The sequence below is a fragment of the Spirosoma terrae genome (genome assembly GCF_010435915.1).
Taxonomy (GTDB): Bacteria; Bacteroidota; Bacteroidia; order Cytophagales; family Spirosomataceae; genus Spirosoma; species Spirosoma terrae.
Window position 1 is genome coordinate 41,866 of the sequence record NZ_JAAFZH010000002.1, and the last position, 21,366, is coordinate 63,231.

The 21,366-nt window shown below is 46.3% G+C and carries 20 protein-coding genes and 1 riboswitch; of the genes, 8 read left to right on the plus strand and 12 right to left on the minus strand.

Annotated elements, in window-relative coordinates; genetic code table 11:
• Window positions 1-31: 31 nt before the first annotated feature.
• From pseF to pseB, 6 genes are all read right to left on the minus strand, one after another.
• Window positions 32-727 (minus strand): pseudaminic acid cytidylyltransferase, encoded by a 696-nt coding sequence (gene pseF, locus GK108_RS05240; RefSeq protein WP_163943968.1) that lies wholly within the window; start codon window positions 725-727, stop codon window positions 32-34.
• On the minus strand, window positions 727-1,377 hold the full coding sequence (locus tag GK108_RS05245) for a pseudaminic acid biosynthesis-associated methylase (RefSeq protein WP_163943972.1): 651 nt from the start codon (window positions 1,375-1,377) through the stop codon (window positions 727-729). The genes pseF and GK108_RS05245 overlap by 1 nt, the downstream gene beginning before the upstream one ends.
• A gap of 19 nt (window positions 1,378-1,396) precedes the next feature.
• The gene (locus tag GK108_RS05250; RefSeq protein WP_163943974.1) at window positions 1,397-2,059 is read right to left on the minus strand and encodes a TylF/MycF/NovP-related O-methyltransferase; all 663 of its coding nucleotides are present in this window, start codon (window positions 2,057-2,059) and stop codon (window positions 1,397-1,399) included.
• Between the two features lie 91 nt (window positions 2,060-2,150).
• Window positions 2,151-3,743, minus strand: a complete 1,593-nt coding sequence (locus tag GK108_RS05255) for a hypothetical protein (protein ID WP_163943979.1) — start codon at window positions 3,741-3,743, stop codon at window positions 2,151-2,153.
• Between the two features lie 58 nt (window positions 3,744-3,801).
• Complete coding sequence (gene pseC, locus GK108_RS05260) at window positions 3,802-4,995, minus strand: UDP-4-amino-4,6-dideoxy-N-acetyl-beta-L-altrosamine transaminase (protein ID WP_163943982.1); 1,194 nt, start codon at window positions 4,993-4,995, stop codon at window positions 3,802-3,804.
• A gap of 42 nt (window positions 4,996-5,037) precedes the next feature.
• Window positions 5,038-6,078, minus strand: coding sequence for a UDP-N-acetylglucosamine 4,6-dehydratase (inverting) (gene pseB / locus GK108_RS05265; protein WP_163943985.1), 1,041 nt, complete (start codon window positions 6,076-6,078; stop codon window positions 5,038-5,040).
• Between the two features lie 394 nt (window positions 6,079-6,472).
• On the opposite strand from pseB, the gene GK108_RS05270 reads away from it, so the two are divergent.
• Complete coding sequence (locus GK108_RS05270) at window positions 6,473-6,661, plus strand: hypothetical protein (RefSeq protein WP_163943989.1); 189 nt, start codon at window positions 6,473-6,475, stop codon at window positions 6,659-6,661.
• Window positions 6,658-7,503 carry an SPFH domain-containing protein gene (locus GK108_RS05275; protein WP_163943992.1) on the plus strand — a complete coding sequence of 282 codons (846 nt, stop codon included), beginning with the start codon at window positions 6,658-6,660 and terminating at the stop codon, window positions 7,501-7,503. Before GK108_RS05270 ends, GK108_RS05275 begins: the two co-directional genes overlap by 4 nt.
• Window positions 7,504-8,027: 524 nt before the next feature.
• Here the strand turns inward: GK108_RS05275 and GK108_RS05280 are convergent.
• Window positions 8,028-8,216: a hypothetical protein gene (locus tag GK108_RS05280; protein WP_163943995.1), complete on the minus strand. Its 189-nt coding sequence runs from the start codon at window positions 8,214-8,216 to the stop codon at window positions 8,028-8,030.
• A 166-nt stretch (window positions 8,217-8,382) separates the two neighbouring features.
• On the opposite strand from GK108_RS05280, the gene GK108_RS05285 reads away from it, so the two are divergent.
• Window positions 8,383-8,643 carry a hypothetical protein gene (locus GK108_RS05285; protein ID WP_163943998.1) on the plus strand — a complete coding sequence of 87 codons (261 nt, stop codon included), beginning with the start codon at window positions 8,383-8,385 and terminating at the stop codon, window positions 8,641-8,643.
• Here GK108_RS05285 and GK108_RS05290 read toward each other — a convergent pair.
• The 3 genes from GK108_RS05290 to GK108_RS05300 all read right to left on the minus strand — a co-directional run bounded on the left by GK108_RS05290 (window position 8,621) and on the right by GK108_RS05300 (window position 11,608).
• Window positions 8,621-9,535: a hypothetical protein gene (locus GK108_RS05290; RefSeq protein ID WP_163944001.1), complete on the minus strand. Its 915-nt coding sequence runs from the start codon at window positions 9,533-9,535 to the stop codon at window positions 8,621-8,623. The two genes, GK108_RS05285 and GK108_RS05290, sit on opposite strands and share 23 nt — an antisense overlap.
• 61 nt (window positions 9,536-9,596) lie before the next feature.
• Window positions 9,597-10,547, minus strand: a complete 951-nt coding sequence (locus GK108_RS05295; protein WP_163944004.1) for a GNAT family N-acetyltransferase — start codon at window positions 10,545-10,547, stop codon at window positions 9,597-9,599.
• 173 nt (window positions 10,548-10,720) lie between these two features.
• Entirely contained in the window at window positions 10,721-11,608 is an 888-nt protein-coding gene (locus tag GK108_RS05300) for a Ppx/GppA phosphatase family protein (protein WP_163944007.1), read from the minus strand.
• 154 nt (window positions 11,609-11,762) lie between these two features.
• A riboswitch (SAM riboswitch) is annotated at window positions 11,763-11,880 on the plus strand.
• 104 nt (window positions 11,881-11,984) lie between these two features.
• Between GK108_RS05300 and metH the strand changes: the two genes are divergently transcribed.
• Window positions 11,985-15,767, plus strand: coding sequence for a methionine synthase (gene metH / locus GK108_RS05305; protein ID WP_163944010.1), 3,783 nt, complete (start codon window positions 11,985-11,987; stop codon window positions 15,765-15,767).
• Between the two features lie 67 nt (window positions 15,768-15,834).
• On the opposite strand, the gene GK108_RS05310 is transcribed toward metH, so the two are convergent.
• Complete coding sequence (locus GK108_RS05310) at window positions 15,835-16,386, minus strand: fasciclin domain-containing protein (protein ID WP_163944012.1); 552 nt, start codon at window positions 16,384-16,386, stop codon at window positions 15,835-15,837.
• 740 nt (window positions 16,387-17,126) lie between these two features.
• Here GK108_RS05310 and GK108_RS05315 point away from each other — a divergent pair.
• From GK108_RS05315 to GK108_RS05330, 4 genes are all read left to right on the plus strand, one after another.
• Window positions 17,127-17,783, plus strand: a complete 657-nt coding sequence (locus GK108_RS05315; protein WP_163944015.1) for a hypothetical protein — start codon at window positions 17,127-17,129, stop codon at window positions 17,781-17,783.
• Window positions 17,750-18,565, plus strand: coding sequence for a sensor histidine kinase (locus GK108_RS05320; RefSeq protein WP_163944018.1), 816 nt, complete (start codon window positions 17,750-17,752; stop codon window positions 18,563-18,565). Before GK108_RS05315 ends, GK108_RS05320 begins: the two co-directional genes overlap by 34 nt.
• A 57-nt stretch (window positions 18,566-18,622) precedes the next feature.
• On the plus strand, window positions 18,623-19,771 hold the full coding sequence (locus GK108_RS05325) for an acyltransferase family protein (protein WP_163944021.1): 1,149 nt from the start codon (window positions 18,623-18,625) through the stop codon (window positions 19,769-19,771).
• Window positions 19,772-19,963: 192 nt separating this feature from the next.
• Window positions 19,964-20,599 carry a response regulator transcription factor gene (locus GK108_RS05330; protein WP_163944024.1) on the plus strand — a complete coding sequence of 212 codons (636 nt, stop codon included), beginning with the start codon at window positions 19,964-19,966 and terminating at the stop codon, window positions 20,597-20,599.
• 86 nt (window positions 20,600-20,685) lie between these two features.
• Here GK108_RS05330 and GK108_RS05335 read toward each other — a convergent pair whose 3' ends face one another.
• Window positions 20,686-21,306, minus strand: coding sequence for a type II toxin-antitoxin system HicA family toxin (locus tag GK108_RS05335; protein ID WP_163944027.1), 621 nt, complete (start codon window positions 21,304-21,306; stop codon window positions 20,686-20,688).
• Window positions 21,307-21,366 lie beyond the last annotated feature (60 nt).

Here is a 21,366-nt window from a genome sequence, read left to right on the forward strand (position 1 = left end):
GACTGCTACGTACCGAATGAAGAGTGTTTCCTTATTCGGTACGTAGCAGTCTGAGTTGATATTTTAGTTCAGCAACCTGCCAGTCATCTTCCGTATCAATATCGTGGGCTTCCATTTCGGAGATGATAATACCGCCGGAATTGTCAGTAATCAGACGCTGATTTTGCTGAAAGGCGGCTACGTTGAAGAAATAAAACTGCCCCGCATCGTGGTAGGCAGGTTCCAGATCTTGTGAGCGAGTCAGAGCATGTTCGGGCTGGAACCACTGGACTTTTTCGTTACGTAGCAGTACCGCCCGCTGAATCGGAAAACTGAATCGCTGAACCGGGTAAACCGTATCAAACTGTCTGTCGATGAGCGTCGAAAAGGCCCGTTTAAGCAGTTCTTTCGTAACAAATGGCGCCGTTGGATACAGGCAGCAAGCATAATCGAACGTAACGTTCTGCTGAGCGTACTGAGCTAAAACTTCCGTCAGTACGTCGGCGGTTGTGGCAAAATCATCAGCGGTCTGGGCGTTACGCAGAAACGGGACTGATGCCCCGTAGTGTTGAGCAATGTCGGCAATCTCCACATCGTCCGTCGAAACCATTACGTCATCAAACAAACCCGATTGAATCGCAGCGTTAATGCCGTAAGCGATAATCGGTTTGCCCAGAAATGGCCGGATGTTTTTGCGTGGAATGCGTTTGCTGCCACCCCGTGCCGTAATGATTGCCAGCGTACGCATCAGGCAGTTTTTTCGAGCAGATACATATAATCGACGTTGCCCGACTCGGCTGCGTTGATGTAGGGGTACAACTCCTGCTTCACCAGACGTAGCGACGGATGACGCTGTTGAAACAGAGCCGCATAATCGGCTTTCCACAGAAACCCTTCGTTGCCCCGGTAAGGTATCGCTTTCAGTTCAGGGCTGTAGTATTCAAATCCCCAGATGTAACGACCACTGCAACGTACCATTTCGTCCATGATTTTGGGCAGATCGTCGGGAGCAATATGAATCAGCACACCGTTGGTACACACTACGTCGAAGAAGCCATCCCGGAACGGTAATTCGAAACCCGAACCCTGAATGATATTAATGTGCTGGGTGGTTTGTTTGGCTTTTTCAACGGCATAGGATTGAAGCTCAATGCCATACAGATTCTCAAACCCGGCGTCCTGCAAGCCCCGCAGTTGCATGCCGGTATTACAACCGACTTCCAGAATCCGGGTATTGGCCGACCAGCCTTCCGTAAAACGGGCGTTCATTTCGGATTTGGTAAGTCCCCAGTTTTGCTGGTAGAACTCATCCCACTCCAGCCGGTCTCGCGTGTTACGGTCTGTGTAATGCTGGCCAAATTCGCCACTCCAAAAGTCCTCCTGTTGGGTCGTTTTCATTAAATAAGGTAGAGTAATGTTATTTTACAATGTAGCAGGGCGTAACAGCAAACGGAAAGCGCTTGACCGTTACGTTCTTTCCGGCCAGAAATTCTTCCACCGCTGCATTGGCGCCGGGGAATACGTTGGCGTAGTCGTCGAGCATAATAACCCCGCCTGTTACGACACGGTCATACAGGTGCTCAAGAGCTGCGCGGGTCGGTTCGTAGACATCCACATCGATATTAAGCAGGCTGATCCGTAGTTCAGGGTGTTTTTCCAGATACTCGGGAATAGTCTGACAAACATCGCCCTGGATCAACTCCACATTCTGGGCAACGCCTTTGTGTTCCAGAACGGTTTTTAGCTGATCAATATCGATTCCTTCTTCGCCGGAGTCAGTAATGAATTTCTCCCGCCAAACCTTATCGCCCGTGAAGTCTGTTTCTGGAAAACGACCGAATGCGTCGAAACCGATGATTTTTTTTGCGGTTGGGTTACTCAGCAACTGCCGGAACGTAGCGAGTCGAATCAGCGAGGCACCTTTGAATACACCACATTCGACAATAGCGCCGGGAATATCGAGCGTCTGTTTGTATAGCTCATAATGAGCCATAACCTTCGCCATACGGTTGACGTCGGACGCCCAGTAATAATTATTTTCGTACTCAAACGAGCGACTGAAGTCGGGGAGTTGAATCATTAAGCTAGTTGGTTTCGATAGAACGCAGATCTGTATGCTAATTATGATCTTAGGAGACTCTATCAATCATAAAAACCGGCGTTCTATATAGTCAAAATAAGTGATCGGCGGCTACGGCTCCGCTTGGATGGAAGTCGAAGTAGTAGCCGTTTAAAAACGGATTGTCGGCCCTGGCGGCTATCCAGCCACTGGCATCACCGAAAAACTGCCGGAGTTCGTCATCGTCGCTGATTCGAATCGTGAACAAACCATTGGCAGGAACCACGCAGTTCCGTTCCAGGACGCTGCTGTCGGCTTCGCGGTAAAATGAAAGTGCTACGTTGGCCGAACGATCATAGCCATGCAGCGGAGCCGAGTTGGTCAGGGCAATTTCAGAATCGCCGACGTTTACAAAAGGTGCCCAACGGAACGTACCGGGTTTACTCAGCATTTTGGCATTTCCAACTTGTGGCGCAAAACAAATGTTGCTCGGCAATGCCGATGGCCGATTCTGATACCCAACATTAAGCCCGAATTTCAGGCGAGTTGGAATGCGTGTTGAATCATCCCAATGAGCAATCAACTGGGCCGTTTTAGCATCGTCTACGGCTATATCGGCCTGTTGAGCTAGTTCGCCAAGGTCGATCTGCACGTATTCCTGACTGGCTGATTGAAACGTACGGGCATTAATCACTTCGCCCAGAAACAGCCCATCGGCATCGTAGAACCGAAAGGATAACGTAAAGTCGGAAGGTGAAAAAATGGGATAAACGACCAGCTTCGTAAACTGACCATCGGTCAGATACAATGGAATCGAGGTTGACGAATCCATAAAGCGTTCGTCCTGCCGAGGCCAGTAGGCTTTCGCATCGGCAATGGCTGAACTATCGTAATACGAGTGCGTAATGCTAATGCTACGTACTGGCTCGTCGATATTACCGACCAGAAAACGCGGAAAGAAACCCGAAAAATTATGCCCGAATCGAATCATACCTGGTTCGTCGCCCAGGAACGGTTTTAGGTCGATATGCTCTTTCAGGTAAATAAAAACAGTTTCGTAAGGTTTCAGCGCTGTTAAGGCGAATGTGCCGCGCAAAGTCTGGTGCTGGCTATTAACGAGTTCATACGTAACGAGCGGGTTTTCGTTGGCGAGCGGACCGTTCGTAAAGCTGAGAAACGGTAGTAAGCCATCGCGACCATAAATGTCAAATCCCGATTCGCTGACCTGGTATTCGTTGTTTTGTTGCAGATCTTCGATGTCGTTATAGACCCGCCCAACCGTATGCACCACGCTGCTGGACGTATCGTTGTAATAAACCAGCACAAAGGCGGGGTAGGGAAACACCAGATCCTGCGTCGAAAAAACCTCCAGTTCCAGCGATCCGATAAAGTTGTCGGGTTCGCCGAGTTCCTGTAAAAGTTCGTCGTATTCACTCATCTGGATCGACCAGGCTTTGGCCGAGTCTAGCAGAATGTATTTCCGGGAAAGAAGCGTACCGGCGGCATTACGTAGCGTGTAGAGCAGGCCAACTTCCCGAATGTTACGTTTCAGCAGCCAGTAGCCCATGAAAATCACTTTGCTGGAATAGGAGGCTGTATGTAAGACGGGAAAAATTGCCGACGACCGTAACACGGGTTTTCGGTTAGCAACCAATGCTTCACCCGCGCTTTGGGTGGCCTGAAGATGACTTTGATAAGAACGCATAAGTCAGAATTTTTTCGACAGGATTTACATGATTAACAGGATCTGTTGACTGAAAAAATCATGGTAATCCTATCAGAAACGTTTTTACAGTATCTATAACGTAATCCTGTTCCTCATTGGTCAGTGCCGGGAATAAAGGTAGGCTCAAACAGCCTGCGTAGTACTGTTCTGCGTTCGGGAAATCACCTGGTTCCCAGCCAAACTGACGATAATAGGGCATCAGATGCACCGGAATGTAATGCACCTGCACCAGAATATTTTTTGCTCGCAGAAAATCGTAAAGCGCTTTTCGCTCAGGCGTTTGTATGACGTATAGATGGTACGCATGACTGACGTTTGCCGGAGGAACGATGATCTGAATGGGAAGACCAGCAGAAGCGGCTTCCGAAAAAGCAGCATCGTAACGAGCGGCTAATTCCTGACGGCGGCTAAGCATCGAATCGGCACGGTTGAGCTGGCTTAACGCCAGAGCCGCCTGAATATCGGTTAGCCGATAATTATAGCCTAATTCCTGTAATTCCATGTACCAGCCACCCCGTTCAGGCTCACCGGAATAAGGTTCTGTAAATTCGTCGGACTTGTTGGTGATGCCGTGGGTACGCAGACGTAGCAAGTGTTTATACAACTCTTCGTCGTTGGTGGTAATCATACCCCCTTCACCAGCGGCAATATGCTTCACGGGATGGAAGCTGAAAATAGCCAGATCGGCCAGCGAACTATCGCCAGAACGATAGGTTTGATCGTTGGTGGTGAATGACGCACCCGGTGCATGGCAGGCATCTTCCAGTAACCATAGACCAAACTCATCGGCCAGTTCCCGGAACGCAATCAGATCGACCGGATAGCCTGCAAAATCAACGGGAATTAACCCAGAGAAAAAGCCTTTTGGATGCGATTCCAGCAATTCACGTACTGCTTTTGGATCGAGCAGGGCTGTTTCGGGATCGATGTCGGCAAAATAAACCTCACCGCCACAATACCGAACGCAGTTGGCCGACGCCGAAAAGGTAATTGGCGTCGTAATCACCCGCGTGCCTGGACCAACACCGAGCGCCAGACAGCACAGATGCAGGGCGGCTGTGCCATTGGCGACAGCAATGGCGTAGGTTGAACCGATGTATTGAGCAAAGGCGTTTTCCAGCTCACCAATTTTGGGCCCTTGCGTCAGATAGGGCGACCGCAATACGTCGTTGACGGAGGCAACATCGTCGTCGGTGATATGCTGACGGCCGTATGGAATAGGTAGATTCATTCGAAACGTAGTGACTAATCCGGGTTGATAAACGCGACGATTTTATACCTGAAAATCAGCGTCGACATGCTGTCGAATCTGGTCGCGTAGCTGCTCTACGTTGAGCCATTCGGTGTTTGTGCCGGAATTGTATTTAAAGCCCATGTCAACGGCCCGGCCATTGAAGGCTTTCATATAATCGTCGATACTCCAGGTTGGGGTGGAGGGCGTTATTACGTAGTACCGATCTGTTTCAACAGTATTGAGCGAATCGGTTTCTGTAATCATTTCCTCATGAAGTTTCTCGCCCGGACGAACGCCTACAATACGTTGTTCGGCGCTTGGGGCGATGGCTTCTGCTACGTCGGTGATGCGATACGACGGAATTTTAGGAACGAAAATTTCGCCACCCCAGGCATGTTCGAGGGCATACAACACCATTTCTACGCCTTCTTCCAGCGAAATATTAAATCGGGTCATGTCGGGGTGCGTAATGGGCAAAATACCATCCTTCCGTTTATCAAGAAAGAATGGCACAACTGATCCGCGTGAACCGATTACGTTACCGTATCGAACAACCGAAAACCGTAGATCGCGGCTGCCACGCATGTTGTTGGCGGCAACGAATAATTTATCGGAACAGAGTTTGGTGGCTCCATACAGATTGATGGGGGCCGCTGCCTTATCGGTAGAAAGTGCTACAACGCGCTGAACGCCATTGTCCAATGCGGCATTGATTACGTTTTCAGCACCAAAAACATTGGTTTTGATGCACTCCATAGGGTTATACTCAGCGGCTGGAACCTGCTTAAGCGCGGCCGCGTGAATAATGATGTCGACTCCTTCGCAGGCCCGCTTCAACCGCTCGCCATCGCGCACGTCGCCAATGAAAAACCGGATGGATTTATAGGTCGATTGCGGATAGTGCTGCGACATTTCAAATTGCTTCAGCTCATCGCGCGAGTAAATGACCAGCCGTTTTATGTTGGGAAAGCGTTTATAGACCATTTCGACAAATTTTTTGCCGAATGAACCCGTACCGCCTGTGATGAGGATTGATTTATTGGTTAAATCTAGACTTGATGCTATACTAGACTGACTCATAATTACTTAGCTGTAATTCGTAAATTGGCTACTGAAAGCTTGCTGAAATCGTTGGGCGAAATCTTGGTGTCGCTTATTTGGTGCTGCAAAGGTAGGGGTTATTCGTTCAGGATTTCTACGTTTAGTGCGGTCCGCTTACCTCTATTAGCCAATGATTGCCCATCGGCAAGAAAAAGTTGGTTAGTTCATTAATTGATCCGGCAATTTGATGGCTTCGGCCTGTCTTTTGACCGTATATCCATATCCCCATAGCCAAAATGTAGGAGCGATTTAATATTGCTACGTATCAGGTGCTTGCAGGCTTTCTCTATTAAGGTATTCTCGCTTGATAATGAGTGAGTAATAATCTGTTTTGTGTGTAATTCGTGCAAAGAAACCGATAACTAATTCTGCTATGAATCTCTTCCAGGCACTTCTTTACTTTAGTTTTTTCGTTTTCTCCGTTGTGATTTACAATGGGGTTAACTGGTTGCTCAATCAGCCCAGCGATATCACGCTGATCCTGGCGGGAGTAGGCATTATCGTCTACGTTTGGGTAGCAGTCACATCAAAAGCCTTCACTAAAAACCCTTTTAAGAAATGAGATTTTTTACAAAGCCTATTTTAATAGCTGCTGCGGTTCTGTTCTTTTTCATCCTCCTGAGTCAGTCCTGCACGACTATTGACGCTTCTCACGAAGGGATCAAGGTTAGTAAGATTGGATCGGATCGTGGTGCGAATGATATTGAGAACGTAACGGGCTGGGTTTTCTATAATCCGTTTACGTCCTTCATTGAACAATATCCGATTTATACGCAGACAAAAGATTTTGATTCGTTTCAGGTGACAACCCGCGATGGAGCCGTTTTCTCGGTTGATCCAACACTAAACTACAAGATTCAGCGCGGGCAGGCAGCCATAATTTACCGAAACTACCGAAAAGACTTGCCCAGTATTGAAAACAGCATGATCCGGAATCTGGTCTACAATGCTTACCGGGATATTGCCAACCAATATACGTCTGATTCGCTTATGCGCTCGCGTGCCAATTTTGAAAATCTGGCCGAAGTTCGACTGACAAAGTTGCTGGCTAAGGATGGATTTCAGTTTGAGCAGATTACATCAGGATTAACACCGCCGGCTTCATTACAGGCTGCTATTGATGCGAAAAACCAGGCTGTTCAAGTGAGTTTGAGACTTCAGAATCAGATAGCGGCTACCAAAGCACAAGCTGAAATTAACGTAACGGCCGCCCGTGGGGCTGCGCAGGCATTGATTATTAAGGCGGAGGGTGAAGCAAAAGCAAACCAGCTACGACAGGCTTCGCTTACGCCATTACTGGTACAAATGCGCTGGATAGAAGCCTGGGAAAAAGGCGGTTCTCATGTGCCTACGGTTGCCGGAGGAAATGGCGCTATGTTATATCAACTGCCCGCCAGTAAATAAAATAGCGCCGTGCAATCTTTTAATAAGCAGCTGTTTATAGGAGAAAATGAGCAATCCATTTGAGAATGAAATAAAACTCGGTGGCTATCATCAGGAAGAAAATAATCCACGGATTTGGAAACGCCTTTCGAATGCTCATTTCTTTCAAATAGTTACGTTTACATAAAGCTACTATATTAGATTAATTTTAGGTAAAATATTAACTATTCGGTGGCCGGTAGACGATAAGTCCCGCCCAGCTAACAACCAGGCGGGATCTCGATTGAGATCCTGATTGAACAAAAACAGGATAATATTGAGACGACGGATTGGGTAGTAACGAGTATAAATCCACCTGGAAATTAATTATTCGGTAAATAGAAACCCCATACCAGCCTTGTCGGTATGGGGCCAAATCGTAATTAATAAGTGGCCGGAGAGTTTGTCTGCAAGATTGGTTTAGTAGAGAGCAAAATTACTGCCTTAAGGCCGTTGTTTAGGGTAAAGGTGAACTGTCAATACATTGTTTGAGAGCCGAATAATCGTTAAGAAATAGCTGGCTGGAAAGCCATAAATTGCTCAACCAGCTCGCGTTTAATAATCTGATCAGCCACGTAGATGGAGTGGCTGGCTCGCTCTATCCGATAGGCGATGGCGAACAGGAGAAGTCGTTGATTGAAGATTCGAATCGATTCTTCTTTGGGTTTTAGTAAATGGTAGCTGTCTGTCATCATAATGGGCATATGAATTTATGTCAGGATAGACAACAGCTGTGACAAAACTTATGCCATTTGACAAACAGACGGTGAGCGGTCAATTAGAGGTCGTTTAATAAAGATCTAAACATAAGGCTTAAACAAGGGATATCGAAAGAGTTATAAACTTTCAATCGATTCCTGTATGTATTCTTCCGCCTATGAAATTACCAAGGCAAGTGCATTGCCTTTTGTTGCCAAGGTAATTCTTTCCTCTGATTTTTTATCCGTAATTGTTGAGCTTCGTAAAACGCCCTCGTTAGGATTGCCTCGAAAAAATATACTTTACTTTTCTGCCAGCTCATTTACTGCCCAACAGGTTGAGGAGGCTTACAATAGGATTAAAAAGGAGTACCTTGACCGGAAAAACGGTAAAGCTATTGCTATTCACCGGCTGGTTGATTAGCCGACCGAGTGATTTTTACCCGCTCCAGGGCATCAATGTAACTCTTACTACTGGCATTCAGGACACGTACCTTTCGATAATCGGCGTAGTCACGTAAAACTTCGTAGCCCCGAAAAACTTTGTGTAATGACAAAAACTGGCTAGCCATTGTAAACGTCTTCGTTCGATTTGCATCGCTATAAACCGGCTGGAAATCAACACTCTTGGGTTTATCATAGAAGTGTATTTGTTTAATTTCCAGCTGGTTTGTATCGCTGATTCGAATTTGTTCGTGCCAGGATGTGTCAGCGCCAAATAGAAAAACTTGTTCGAACCCTCGATTAATCATCAGGAAAAGAGCCGTTACAATAACAGTCTGAGCCTGAGGCATTCCTAAATTAGTGGTATACATCCAATGCCGGAACCAGGCATAACCACGTACAATAGTTGGATTGTAGTAAACGAGTTCAATCCGGGAGTTACCCGCTTCCAGTTGTCGAATGAAATAAGAACCTCTGGCAAGTTGAGGAATAAACAAGCGCATCGGCCAGTCAACATCATTGATCAACGCTGCCAGAATCTGATGAAGGTCTTCACGGCCAACGGTAGTTTCGTTAAACGTAAAACAGTTAGGGTCTGCCAGAATATAATTGGCTGGTTTCAACCGCGTAAAATAGTCTGTAATCGCAAAACCGTTGACGCAGATTAGTTCAGTTTGTTGTAGAAAATCCAGATGATTTTCCAGTGAGTCGGTTAGTGAAGGACCGTTGCCTAAAACTGAGCAATTCGGTTGTTGAGGTGCGGGTAGTCTGACGCCCCACCGCGAACGTAGCAGCACTTTAGCTGCTGATAGCAAAGTGGCCGCCAAATTCGAAAGGAAGGTAACCACCGAGTTAAAGGCGACTTCAAGCATTAGTATGTACTTCTTAGGAAACGGTTTTGCTACAAAATTACGCAAAAATGTAGCTAGCCAGTTAGAGCTGTTTATCAAAAACGAGCTTTACCGATTCCCGTGCCCCCAGGTTTTGTTTAAAGCGGATGAGGCTAGGTTTGGGCTGGCGATTATTGTCGAGCGAGACGCCAAGATCAAGTAAACGAATTCCCTGCTGACGGCAGTAGGTGAATAAACCGTCGGTAAGCATCACCATCGGACTGAATGTATTGTAGTCAGGGTCTGAGACCGGAAGGAAATTGTAAAGAATATCGTTTTGGACTCGTACGGTAATAGTAAGGGCAATTATATCGGTCCCATTACGTACGGTAAAGATAGAAAAGTGGTCTGAGAACGTACGTAGCAGCGAGCGTAAATAGAGATAGGAAATCGTGGGTAAATAGCCTTTCTGCTGGTGAACGTTCTGTATAAAGGTTAATATAGTATCGGGCTGTGGGGATGACCAGCAACTGAATTGAAAACCAGCTTCGCGGCATTTGCGCAGCCGTCGGCGTTCGGAGGGAGCTATCTGATTTTCGAATGGTTCATTCGCGATAGGCAGATACTGACATTGATCGATCCGGCTAATCTGAAAATCATGATCAATCAGTTTTCTGGACAGCCGATTCGTTTGGATGGGGGCGTAGCAAGAGGGATAGTGGATAAGTTGTAAAACGGAGGCCCCTGTCGATTTGGCTTCGGCAATCAATAGCGAAATCAGTTGGTCTAGTATAGAATCAGGCAGCGTATCAATAAATTCAATAGACCCGAATGGAGCTGCTGCAGGACTTATTACCTTATTCGATTCGCTGAAAAACGCACATCTGGCCTCTGATTGTCCGGTTTGCCGATTAATAGCTATAATAAGCGAATAGATACCATCTCCCTGCTGGCTCAAGTGTTCTGGCTCATTAAAAAAGAATCCAGATTGATAAAAGGCAGGCGTATCGGAGAAAGAAGGTTTATGCAGACAGACGATTTGATAGTCGCTCATAGGCTTAGGAGCCTAAATATCAAAAATTGGTAAATTGGTATATAAATGTATGGGAAACTTATAACCGTTCGGAAAATAAAAGATGGAAATAGTTATGTAAACATATAGACAGCAAACAGGGCTCCCCGGCGACAGAATTACCACCGGAGAGCCCTGTTATGGAACCAAACTAATCAGATCAGATGCTTTCGTTTTCCTAATTGATTGTAAACCAATTGGATGATGCCGTCTTTCAGGCCGAGGTCAGGAACGATAATCTTACTGGCTCCTGCCCACCGCATCACCGACGTATAAATGTCGGCCGCAGGAACAATAACATCGGCACGGTCGGCATTCAGGCGAAGTTTATTAATCCGATCTTCCTGGCTAAACTCGGCGATATAATTGCGAATACGTTCAATTTCGGCCCGACTTGTTTCCAGTTCCGATGTTTTGGATGCCAGGTTAAATAATTTACTGATATTGCCACCCGTACCGACAGCCACGACCTCCTCAGATGAATCAACATTTTCTTCAACCCAGTCCTCGATTTTGCGCCAGGCCCCTTTAACTTCTTTTCCTTCCAGGAGCCGAACAGAGCCAATTTTAAAGGATTTGGAGTTAATTTTCTCGCGGTTCTTGTACAGATTCAATTCGGTACTACCGCCACCCACATCGATATGGATGAACTGACGATCATCAATGGCCTGAACCACTACGTTATTAATGAGTTCAGCTTCTTTTTTGCCATCGATAATATGAATTTTAATTCCTGTTGAGGCTTCTATCCGTTTGGCTACTTCTTGGCCATTGGTTGATTCGCGCATGGCCGACGTAGCACAGGCCAGATAATCTTCTACTTCGTGGAGTTCCATCAGGAGCTTATATACCTGCATGAGTTTAGCCGTACGCGCTTCACTTTCCGGCGTAAGCTCGCCATAATTGAAGACATCGTGGCCCAGTCGGAGCGGAAAACGAACGTACTCAACGCGTTTAAAACTCACAACATCATCGTTGTGTAAGACGGTTGAAATTTGAAGACGGGCTGCATTGGAACCTATATCAATGGCGGCTAGTTTCATCGTATAAAGTGCGAAATAGTAAAAGAGCGAGAGAATGCTTTAAAACGAATTCAACTTCGCTTATTGACCACTCTTTCGCTCTTTCACTCAGTAAGACGCTCCAAAAGTAACGCATTTTTGGGGACAATGGTTAGAATCTGTATCTTTGCTCAAATGCTTATCAAGAAAGACGGAGGGAATGGACCCTGTGATGTCTTGGCAACCAGCCGCTTACCCTAAAAGACGGAAAAGGTGCCGCGTTCCACCCCAATTCATAAGGGGACAGATAAGTTAGCGTTCCGCTGCCTTCTCCTGTTTCTGATAAGCCTCTTTACATAAATTGAAGCGATAAGACGAACCATGCCCGTCTGACTAATACATTATAATTTTCTACCACTTGAAACAGATTTCTGAACTTCTGCAAGAGCGAATTCTCATTCTCGATGGAGCAATGGGAACGATGATTCAACGCTATAACCTAACGGAAGATGACTACCGTGGGGAGCGTTTTAAGGATTATCCACACGACGTAAAGGGGAATAATGACCTGCTGTCGCTCACTCAGCCACGTATCATTCAGGAAATTCATAAACAATATCTGGAGGCTGGCGCTGATATCATTGAAACCAATACGTTCAGTGGTACATCAATCGCCATGGCCGATTACCACATGGAGGAGATCGTTTATGAACTTAACTATGAATCGGCCCGGATCGCTAAAGAGGTAGCAGAAGAAATGACCCGGCTGGAGCCGCATAAGCCTCGCTACGTAGCGGGGGCTATGGGTCCTACCAACCGTACGGCATCGTTGTCGCCAGATGTAAATAATCCGGGGTATCGGGCCGTTACGTTCGATGAACTGGTTAATGCCTATTATGAACAGGTAAGCGGATTGGTAGAAGGCGGCTCCGATATTCTGCTGGTCGAAACGATTTTCGATACGCTCAATGCTAAAGCGGCTCTGTTTGCAATTGACAAATATTTCACCCTGAATCCTCAACAGGCGGTTCGGCCGGTCATGGTGTCGGGAACTATTACGGATGCCAGTGGACGTACCTTATCTGGGCAAACGACAGAAGCATTCCTGTATTCTGTATCGCACCTGCCACTGCTCAGTGTTGGCTTAAACTGCGCCCTGGGAGCTGAGCTAATGCGCCCTTATATCCAGACGCTGGCTAAAGAAGCACCGTTTTTTACGTCTGCTTATCCAAACGCCGGTTTACCGAACGAATTTGGCGAGTACGACGAAACGCCCGACAGTATGGCCTCGCAGGTCGAAGGGTTTATTCGTGACAGTTTCGTCAATATTGTTGGTGGCTGTTGTGGCTCTACTCCCGATCATATTCGGGCTATCGCCCAAGTGGCTGCTAAATATCCGCCAAGAGCCTTGCCAGCTCTGGAACCCTATCAGAAGCTGAGTGGTCTGGAGCCTCTGAAGGTTACCGAACAAACGAATTTTCTGAATATTGGCGAACGTACCAACGTAACGGGATCGAAAAAATTTGCCCGACTGATCAAGGAAGGTAATTACGATGAAGCGTTGAGTATTGCTCGTGGACAGGTTGAGGGTGGGGCGCAGGTAATTGACGTCAACATGGACGAAGGTATGCTGGATTCAGTCGAAGCCATGACTACGTTCCTGAACCTGATTGCCTCGGAACCCGATATCGCCCGCGTTCCGATCATGGTCGACTCGTCAAAATGGGAAGTGATCGAAGCCGGTTTGAAATGCGTGCAGGGTAAAGCGATTGTGAACTCTATTTCGCTGAAGGAAGGCGAAGAAGCGTTTATTGAGCGGGCCCGATTAATTAAACGGTACGGAGCCGCTACGGTAGTGATGGCGTTTGACGAAACCGGACAGGCCGATTCCTATGAACGACGTATTGAAATCTGCGAACGGGCGTATCGCATTTTGGTCGACAAGGTCGATTTTCCTCCGCAGGACATCATTTTTGACCCGAATATTCTGACCGTAGCAACGGGTATAGAAGAGCATAATAACTATGCCGTTGACTTCATTAACGCAACCCGGTGGATTAAAGAAAACCTACCTTTAGCGAAAGTGAGTGGTGGAGTATCCAATATTTCGTTCAGTTTCCGGGGGAACGACGTAGTGCGGGAGGCTATGCACTCCGCTTTCCTTTACCACGCTATTCGGGCGGGAATGGATATGGGTATCGTAAACGCTGGCCAGCTGGAGGTATATGACAACATCCCGAAAGATCTGCTGGAGCGTTGTGAGGACGTATTGCTTAACCGCCGTGATGATGCGACGGAGCGCCTGGTTGAGTTTGCCGAAACGGTAAAAGCAAAAGGTAAAGCTATTGTTCAGGACGAAAGCTGGCGGCTAGAACCCGTTCGCGAACGACTGAAATACGCGCTTATCAAAGGAATTACGGATTACATCGATCAGGATGTTGAAGAAATCCGGCAACAGGTTGAACGGCCATTGCACGTCATTGAAGGGCCGTTGATGGATGGTATGAACGTAGTGGGCGATCTGTTTGGCGAAGGGAAAATGTTCCTTCCGCAGGTTGTTAAATCAGCGCGGGTGATGAAAAAAGCCGTTGCTTATCTGACTCCATTTATCGAGGCAGAAAAGTCTGGTGGCGCTTCATCGTCGGGCAAAATCCTGCTGGCGACTGTGAAGGGCGATGTACACGACATTGGTAAAAACATTGTTGGCGTTGTCCTGGGCTGTAACAACTACGAGATCATTGACCTTGGGGTGATGGTGCCGACCCAGAAAATTCTGGAAGAAGCCAAAAAGCATAACGTCGATATTATTGGTCTAAGTGGCCTGATTACGCCTTCACTGGATGAAATGGTGGGTGTGGCCAAGGAAATGGAACGGCAGGGTTTTTCGCTGCCACTCCTGATCGGCGGGGCCACTACGTCTCGTACGCACACCGCTGTTAAGATCGATCCACATTACTCGGGGCCCGTTATCCACGTCCTGGATGCCAGTCGGAGCGTACCGGTAGCCGGGCGTTTAACCAGTGAAGAAATTACGACACGGGAAAAGATCTTTACCGATATCAAATCCGAGTATGCGAAACTTCGTGACGATCATGCCCGGCGTCGGCAGGAAAAAGCTAGTCTGCCGATCGACAAAGCGCGCGAAAACCGTACTGCCATCGACTGGAGTAATTTTGAACCGACAAAGCCAGCTTTCCTGGGGAACCGCTATTTCGACGACTATTCTATTGCCGAATTAGCTGATTACATTGACTGGACTCCATTTTTCCAGACTTGGCAATTGCACGGTAAATACCCCGCTATTTTTGACGACGCTACGGTCGGCCAAGAAGCCCGTCAATTGTTCGATGATGCCAATAAACTGCTGCAGGAAGTTATCGATAAAAAGCTGCTGAAAGCCAAAGCGGTCGTTGGGTTCTTCCCGGCCAATTCAGCCGATGACGACGTCTTGTTGCATGATTTTGAAGAGCAGGTTCGGGATATTCCCTGCGAACGGCATGGATCACACCGCCATATCGAATACAAGATTAGTCGGGCCCAGTCGCAAACCTCGATTAGTCCGGCGGGTGAGTTAATTTACGATACCAAAACCGTTTTGCATTTCCTGCGTCAGCAGAATCAGAAAGCGCCGGGATTACCAAACTATTGCCTGTCAGATTTTATTGCGCCACTGGAAAGTGGTCGTGAAGATTATATTGGCAGTTTTGCGGTTACAGCGGGCATCGGAATTGAAGCGTTGCTGGACCAGTATGAACGCGACCACGACGACTATAACAGCATCATGGTAAAAGCCATTGCTGACCGACTGGCTGAAGCATTTGCCGAACGGATGCATGAGCGTGTCCGTACTGAATTCTGGCCGTATGGCTCTGGCGAAAAATTCACCAACGAGCAATTGATCAAGGAAGAATATCAGGGGATTCGTCCGGCACCGGGCTATCCAGCCTGCCCTGATCATACGGAGAAAGGAACTTTGTTTGAACTACTAGATGCCGGGAAAATCGGTATTGAACTGACAGAGAGCTATGCTATGTATCCGGCTTCGTCGGTCAGTGGTTTCTACTTCTCGCACCCCGAATCGAAATACTTTGCCGTCGGTAAGATCAACAAAGATCAGGTGCATGATTATGCCATGCGGAAGGATATGCCAGTGGAAGAAATAGAAAAATGGCTGGCTCCGGTATTGAGTTACGATGCGTAAAACAATAGAATAACTACTAAAAAAGCCCGCCAGAATTGTCTGACGGGCTTTTTCGTTTTAGGGTTATTTACGGCATCAGCACCGTATCAATAACATGGATAACACCATTTGACTGAAATACGTCGGGGATGGTAACGGTAGCCATGCCACCTTTTGCGTCAGTTAGCTCTATTTTTTTGCCTTTTTGCCTGGCGGTCAACGTACCACCAGCCACTGTTGTCAGCGTTGCTTTTCCACCACCATCTTTGATGGCTTTCATCAGGTCTTCTGCGCTCATCTTGCCTGCTACAACGTGATAAGTCAGAATGCCGGTTAACGTGGCTTTGTTTTCTGGCTTAACCAAGGTTTCTACAGTGCCCTTAGGTAGCTTGTCAAATGCTTTGTTTGTTGGCGCAAATACCGTAAAAGGACCTGGACCCGAAAGCGTTTCGACAAGTCCTGCTGCTTTAACAGCCGCCACGAGCGTCGTATGATCTTTTGAATTCACCGCATTCTCGATGATATTCTTAGATGGATACATGGGGGCACCACCTACGGTAACAGTTTTTTCCTGTGCAAAGGATAGCTGGCTAATTGCCAGAAAGGTAATCAGTGAAAAGAAAGTTCTGAACGTTTTCATGTCGATAAGTTCAATTAAAAAAAATGATTAAGAAATGAATGAACTGTGCGATCGATCGACGGACAGACTTACGCAATTCGACAGGTATCTGGATTTACCGAACAGATTTTATTTTTCTGATTGGTCGCAGTAAAGGTCTTTAGTGGCTGAAAAGAAGGCCTTTGAAGGGATAGAATAAAATAAAACGCCGGGCCTAAGCCCGGCGTAACGATCCTTTAGGTGTTGTATGGATATGCGGATAAATCAGCCACACAAATTTGGGCTGTTACCAACTAAATGCATAGAGTGAATCTACTTGAATCGTTTCGGGAAATAGACGGTATTTTGTACGGGAATTCTCCCGTATTTTGCAGGGGGTATCTTCTTTTTATTTTGTAAGTTACTTATAGTGAACAACTTGTATTTGGGCGGGCATGGTGTGACTATTTGGCTATTTTAATTTTATATACCTTTTGGTTTATATTGTTGTTCATAAATCAAATGTATGTTACTATGTTAGAGTTTACATTTAGAAAGGATGAACTAGCTACATTATTAGCAAATGATCCGGGCCCCAATGATACCAACGTAGTCATTCGATTAAGCTTTGTGCCGGAGGGGGACAAAGTATTCGCGGCAACGGTGGTCGCTTTTTGTGAAGATGCTAGCGGGCAGCCTGTAACTCCTGCAAAAGTGAAAGGGTGCCCAAGACCTCCTGGCTGTGATGAGTAAGTAAACGTCTTTATTTTGTCCTCTACGAAATGTGGCTACTACTTCGACGAGCCATCGACTATCTGGATACGGTTCCTCCTTTTCTGCTGATTATTCTGGCAATTACTACGTTACGTTGGAAAAGGAGGGACTTTATTCTCTATTATTTGTGCTCTCAGTTTCTCTTCAACGGGTATGCTAATTGGCTCAATGAGTTGAAACTGGATAATTTATATGCCTATTCGCTGAATTTTTCCTGGTCGCACTATATTCTTTCGCTTTACTTTTTTGACTTGTACAAAACTGCTAGCTGGAAGAAACTAATTGTCGGGGCGGTTGCTTTGTTTCAGTTTGTATCCGTTTTTTCCATTGAACCCGCTACGGCTCAGATCACCTTTGACAGTGTATCGTTTGGGTTGATCAGTCTGTTAATAACCTTATTGAGCCTGTATTATTACGCCAGTCAGCTCTCGGGGCAGCCCAGAGAGAATATTTTAAACGTTAGCGACTTCTGGTACGTGAATGGAATCTTTACGTACTATGCGAGTAATTTCTTCATCTTCCTTACATTTAACACCCTAATTAGTAAACAGTATGCCGATCTGGCTATAATTTGGCGCGTCCATAATATAGTGTTTCTGGTAATGTGTATATACTTCTTCATTGGGTTACAATGCAGGCGATCAGCGGGGATATTCAAATCGTAATTATTGCTACAGTATTTGTGCTGTTGGTGACGCTGGCTCCCATTTTGTTTGTACTCATGCATCAGCGCCAGTATCACCGTTATTTAAGCCGTACAGAAGAAATCAGGAATGCTTACCAGCGCGAATTGCTTCAATCACAACTTGAAATTCAGAATCAAACACTGCAGCAGGTAGGGCAGGATCTTCACGATAACATAGGGCAATTGTTGACCGTAACGCTTATGCGCCTGAATACCTTAGAGGAAGAAACGGCCGGTACGGAAGCGCAGCTGTCCGTCTATCAGACGCGGGATCTGGTGAAGACAATAATTGATGATGTACGAATTCTGGGTAAAACCCTCGATCATGATACGGTTCGCCGGTTTGGCCTACTCGACAGTCTCGCCCTTGAGCTGGAACGGATCCAGCGAGTTGCCCGTATTAAAACGCAACTGGATGTTCAGGGAGAACTTTATTCGCTGGATGAAAAAGCGGAAATAGTCTTACTACGTATGGCTCAGGAAGGACTCAATAACGCACTTAAACACGCCCGTGCGAAAACCCTGACTGTTCAGGTAGAATATAAAACGGATTCGGTCATCCTCACTATTGCTGACGACGGAAAAGGGTTTGATATGCAGGAAGCTAACGATCGGAAGCTTAGTCAGAAGGCCGGTGCTGGTTTAAGTAATCTGCGTCGTCGCGCTGAATTGCTGGGCGGGCGGTTTCTGATTACCAGCCAGATCGGCAGCGGTTCACGGATGGAAATAAATGTACCACGTCGCCAGCCTGACCCCCTTTAACGATACGTTTGTAAAAGTAACCTTCTCTTATTCTGCCAATAGTACTACATCCTCTTTATGACTCACCTACCCGTAAGGGAGCAATCTGCCAGACCCGTCGAATTAAAGACTAGTAAAAAGTTACACGGACTGGATCATTTACGAGCCTTTGCCATTGGGTTCGTCTTTTTGTTTCACTACTTTATTCTGAGCAATGGACAGCCCGGCTGGTTACCAGAGATTGCAGAGTTTGGCTGGACTGGAGTCGATCTGTTTTTTGTATTGAGTGGCTTCCTTATTTCTTCGCAACTGTTTGACACCATAAAACAGGGCCATGAAATCTCGTTTAGCCATTTTTTTCTTAAACGGTTTTTCAGAATCATACCCGCTTATTTAGTCACGGTAGGGCTTTATTTTTGTTTCCCTTTCTTTCGGGAAAAAGAAGCGTTACCACCCCTCTGGAAATTTCTAACCTTTACCCAGAACTTTGGCTTAAATCTAAAGGATTATGGGACGTTTTCTCACGCCTGGTCGCTTTGCGTTGAAGAGCACTTCTATCTGGTGCTACCAGCGACTTTAGTCTTATATCAATCGATAAACAGGTTTACTAACTCTGGATGGCTTTTGTTGGCTCTGTTCGCACTAGGTTTTGGCGCCCGACTTTATAGTTTCAACATATTATATGCTCCCCATATTGGGCATGACAATAGTTGGCTTTACTGGTACAAGTATATTTACTATCCAACGTATAATCGGTTAGATGGGTTGTTAGTTGGGGTATTTCTCGCGGGAATTTATACGTTTCGTCCTACTCTGTGGCACAGGGTCTCTAAACAGGGAAACTTACTGCTGGTAGGGGGGATTGGACTGCTGATACTTGCTTATTGGCTGTGCAAGGACCAACAAACCCTGATCGCTTCCGTTTTTGGTTTTCCGCTCTTATCAGTTGGTTATGGGTTTGTGGTAGCTGGAGCCGTTAGCCCATCAAGTTTTATGTATAGGTGGGAGTCAACCCTATCTACTTCTATCGCCACATTATCATTTGCCATTTATCTGACTCATAAAGTCATCATTAAAGTAACTCACAGATTGCTGGAAGGTGTGAACTGGGACAGCAATGTGGTGCTTTTAGTGTGTGTGATAACAAGCCTTCTTGCTGCGTTCTTACTGAATCGATTGGTTGAAAAACCATTCCTGAGACTTCGCCACAGAGTCGTTCATGATTAAAAGTTACCTGACATAACGATGCCATCGGAGATGGGTCAGCTAAGTCTACAGTGTAACTCACTAGCAGCTCAAAACTCCCTGTTTAGCTGGTCAAATTGCAACTGCATCAAGTATTAACCAATTATCCTATTTCCTTCCAACCGATATGTCTCTATTTTTCGAGGATAAATCAATACCGTAGTCGCCGAACGTATGCCAACTTCTGTTGCTATTGCCGATGACCACTATCTGCTCGCTCAGGCATTAGCCGATTTCATAGGGAAGTTTGAGAACTATGAAGTGCTCTATGTTGCTGAGCATGGTCTCGATTTGCTGGATAAATTAAAGGAGGGTATGCTGCCCGATATAGCCTTACTTGATCTCCATATGCCGGAGATGGATGGTTTTGAGACGGCCATTCAGCTACAGCAATTGTATCCGAGTGTACGCGTGCTGGCACTGTCTATGAATGATCAGGACGAGTACGTCATCCGAATGTTACGTCATGGAGCGAGAGGGTATCTGCTCAAAGGGTGCAAACCAGCCGAACTTCGGCAGGCATTAGACGACATAATGTCTAAAGGATTTTATTACTCTGATTTCATTGCATCCCATCTGATCCGAAACCTGAACAGCCCCGAAACAGGAGCCTTTAATCTGAACGATAGGGAGTACGAGTTTCTTAAACTGGCCTGTAGTGAGATGACGTACAATGAAATTGCTGCCCAGATGAAAGTCAGCTCACGTACAGTCGATGGATATCGGGAGGTAGTTTTTCAAAAACTAGGGGTTAAAACCAGAGTCGGTATGGTAATGGTAGCCATACGTAACAAACTTGTCGAGCTATAGAGGGGTTACGTTGACAATCGCAAACAAGATCGTATTAGCGGTTTGCCTCGACCAATCGGACAAACCGCTAATAACCATTATATAACTTAACGGATCGATACCTGCATTAACTGACGGCCAAGCGCACGAATCGACGCTTCGAGTCGTTCGGCTTGCTCAACAGAGGGGAATGTAGAGCCAGCCATAAACCGGCTGATTGATTCAATATCTATGCCTGCATTGCCTGCAATATGATTGGCTTTTACCTGTCTGAATAAATCCCATACGGCAGTTGTATCATAAACAGGCTCGAAAATAATGGATTCAAACAAAGAGCGGTAACATGTATTTTCGTCAGATGCGCAATTGATAAGTAGCGTTCGTAACGTATCAATAACTTCGTCGATGCTGCTGCCACGCGTGGCAGCCAATAAGCCAGCTACTTCAATACGTCCCCAGATAAATTTGCCATGCTTTTCCAGAACGACACTCAGTTCGTTAAGCTGGCGGATAGAACTTGTCCAGTGATGGTTTATTCCTGTTTTACCAGCTGATCGGAGTATGGCATTGAGCGTACCAATGGGGACTTGCTCAGTGCTACTAGCCGGAATAATGAAACAGGCTACCTGGCTTTTTACCGCATGCCCTAATGAGTAATGCGACTCGTGCTGCTGAATAATTTGCCATCCTTTTTCCCGTAGTAACTTATTTAACACCGAAATTTTCATAGGGATCGAGTAAGTTTTGTATCTGACTAGATAGACACGTAAATATAAGAATCTAATTGG

Bases quoted from the DNA above. Each gene is read 5' to 3' on its own strand.
- pseF (WP_163943968.1), bottom strand. From the start codon at position 727: ATGCGTACGCTGGCAATCATTACGGCACGGGGTGGCAGCAAACGCATT.
- GK108_RS05245 (WP_163943972.1), bottom strand. From the start codon at position 1,377: ATGAAAACGACCCAACAGGAGGACTTTTGGAGTGGCGAATTTGGCCAG.
- GK108_RS05250 (WP_163943974.1), bottom strand. From the start codon at position 2,059: ATGATTCAACTCCCCGACTTCAGTCGCTCGTTTGAGTACGAAAATAAT.
- GK108_RS05255 (WP_163943979.1), bottom strand. From the start codon at position 3,743: ATGCGTTCTTATCAAAGTCATCTTCAGGCCACCCAAAGCGCGGGTGAA.
- pseC (WP_163943982.1), bottom strand. From the start codon at position 4,995: ATGAATCTACCTATTCCATACGGCCGTCAGCATATCACCGACGACGAT.
- pseB (WP_163943985.1), bottom strand. From the start codon at position 6,078: ATGAGTCAGTCTAGTATAGCATCAAGTCTAGATTTAACCAATAAATCA.
- GK108_RS05270 (WP_163943989.1), top strand. From the start codon at position 6,473: ATGAATCTCTTCCAGGCACTTCTTTACTTTAGTTTTTTCGTTTTCTCC.
- GK108_RS05275 (WP_163943992.1), top strand. From the start codon at position 6,658: ATGAGATTTTTTACAAAGCCTATTTTAATAGCTGCTGCGGTTCTGTTC.
- GK108_RS05280 (WP_163943995.1), bottom strand. From the start codon at position 8,216: ATGATGACAGACAGCTACCATTTACTAAAACCCAAAGAAGAATCGATT.
- GK108_RS05285 (WP_163943998.1), top strand. From the start codon at position 8,383: ATGTATTCTTCCGCCTATGAAATTACCAAGGCAAGTGCATTGCCTTTT.
- GK108_RS05290 (WP_163944001.1), bottom strand. From the start codon at position 9,535: ATGCTTGAAGTCGCCTTTAACTCGGTGGTTACCTTCCTTTCGAATTTG.
- GK108_RS05295 (WP_163944004.1), bottom strand. From the start codon at position 10,547: ATGAGCGACTATCAAATCGTCTGTCTGCATAAACCTTCTTTCTCCGAT.
- GK108_RS05300 (WP_163944007.1), bottom strand. From the start codon at position 11,608: ATGAAACTAGCCGCCATTGATATAGGTTCCAATGCAGCCCGTCTTCAA.
- GK108_RS05310 (WP_163944012.1), bottom strand. From the start codon at position 16,386: ATGAAAACGTTCAGAACTTTCTTTTCACTGATTACCTTTCTGGCAATT.
- GK108_RS05315 (WP_163944015.1), top strand. From the start codon at position 17,127: ATGTGGCTACTACTTCGACGAGCCATCGACTATCTGGATACGGTTCCT.
- GK108_RS05320 (WP_163944018.1), top strand. From the start codon at position 17,750: ATGCAGGCGATCAGCGGGGATATTCAAATCGTAATTATTGCTACAGTA.
- GK108_RS05325 (WP_163944021.1), top strand. From the start codon at position 18,623: ATGACTCACCTACCCGTAAGGGAGCAATCTGCCAGACCCGTCGAATTA.
- GK108_RS05330 (WP_163944024.1), top strand. From the start codon at position 19,964: ATGCCAACTTCTGTTGCTATTGCCGATGACCACTATCTGCTCGCTCAG.
- GK108_RS05335 (WP_163944027.1), bottom strand. From the start codon at position 21,306: ATGAAAATTTCGGTGTTAAATAAGTTACTACGGGAAAAAGGATGGCAA.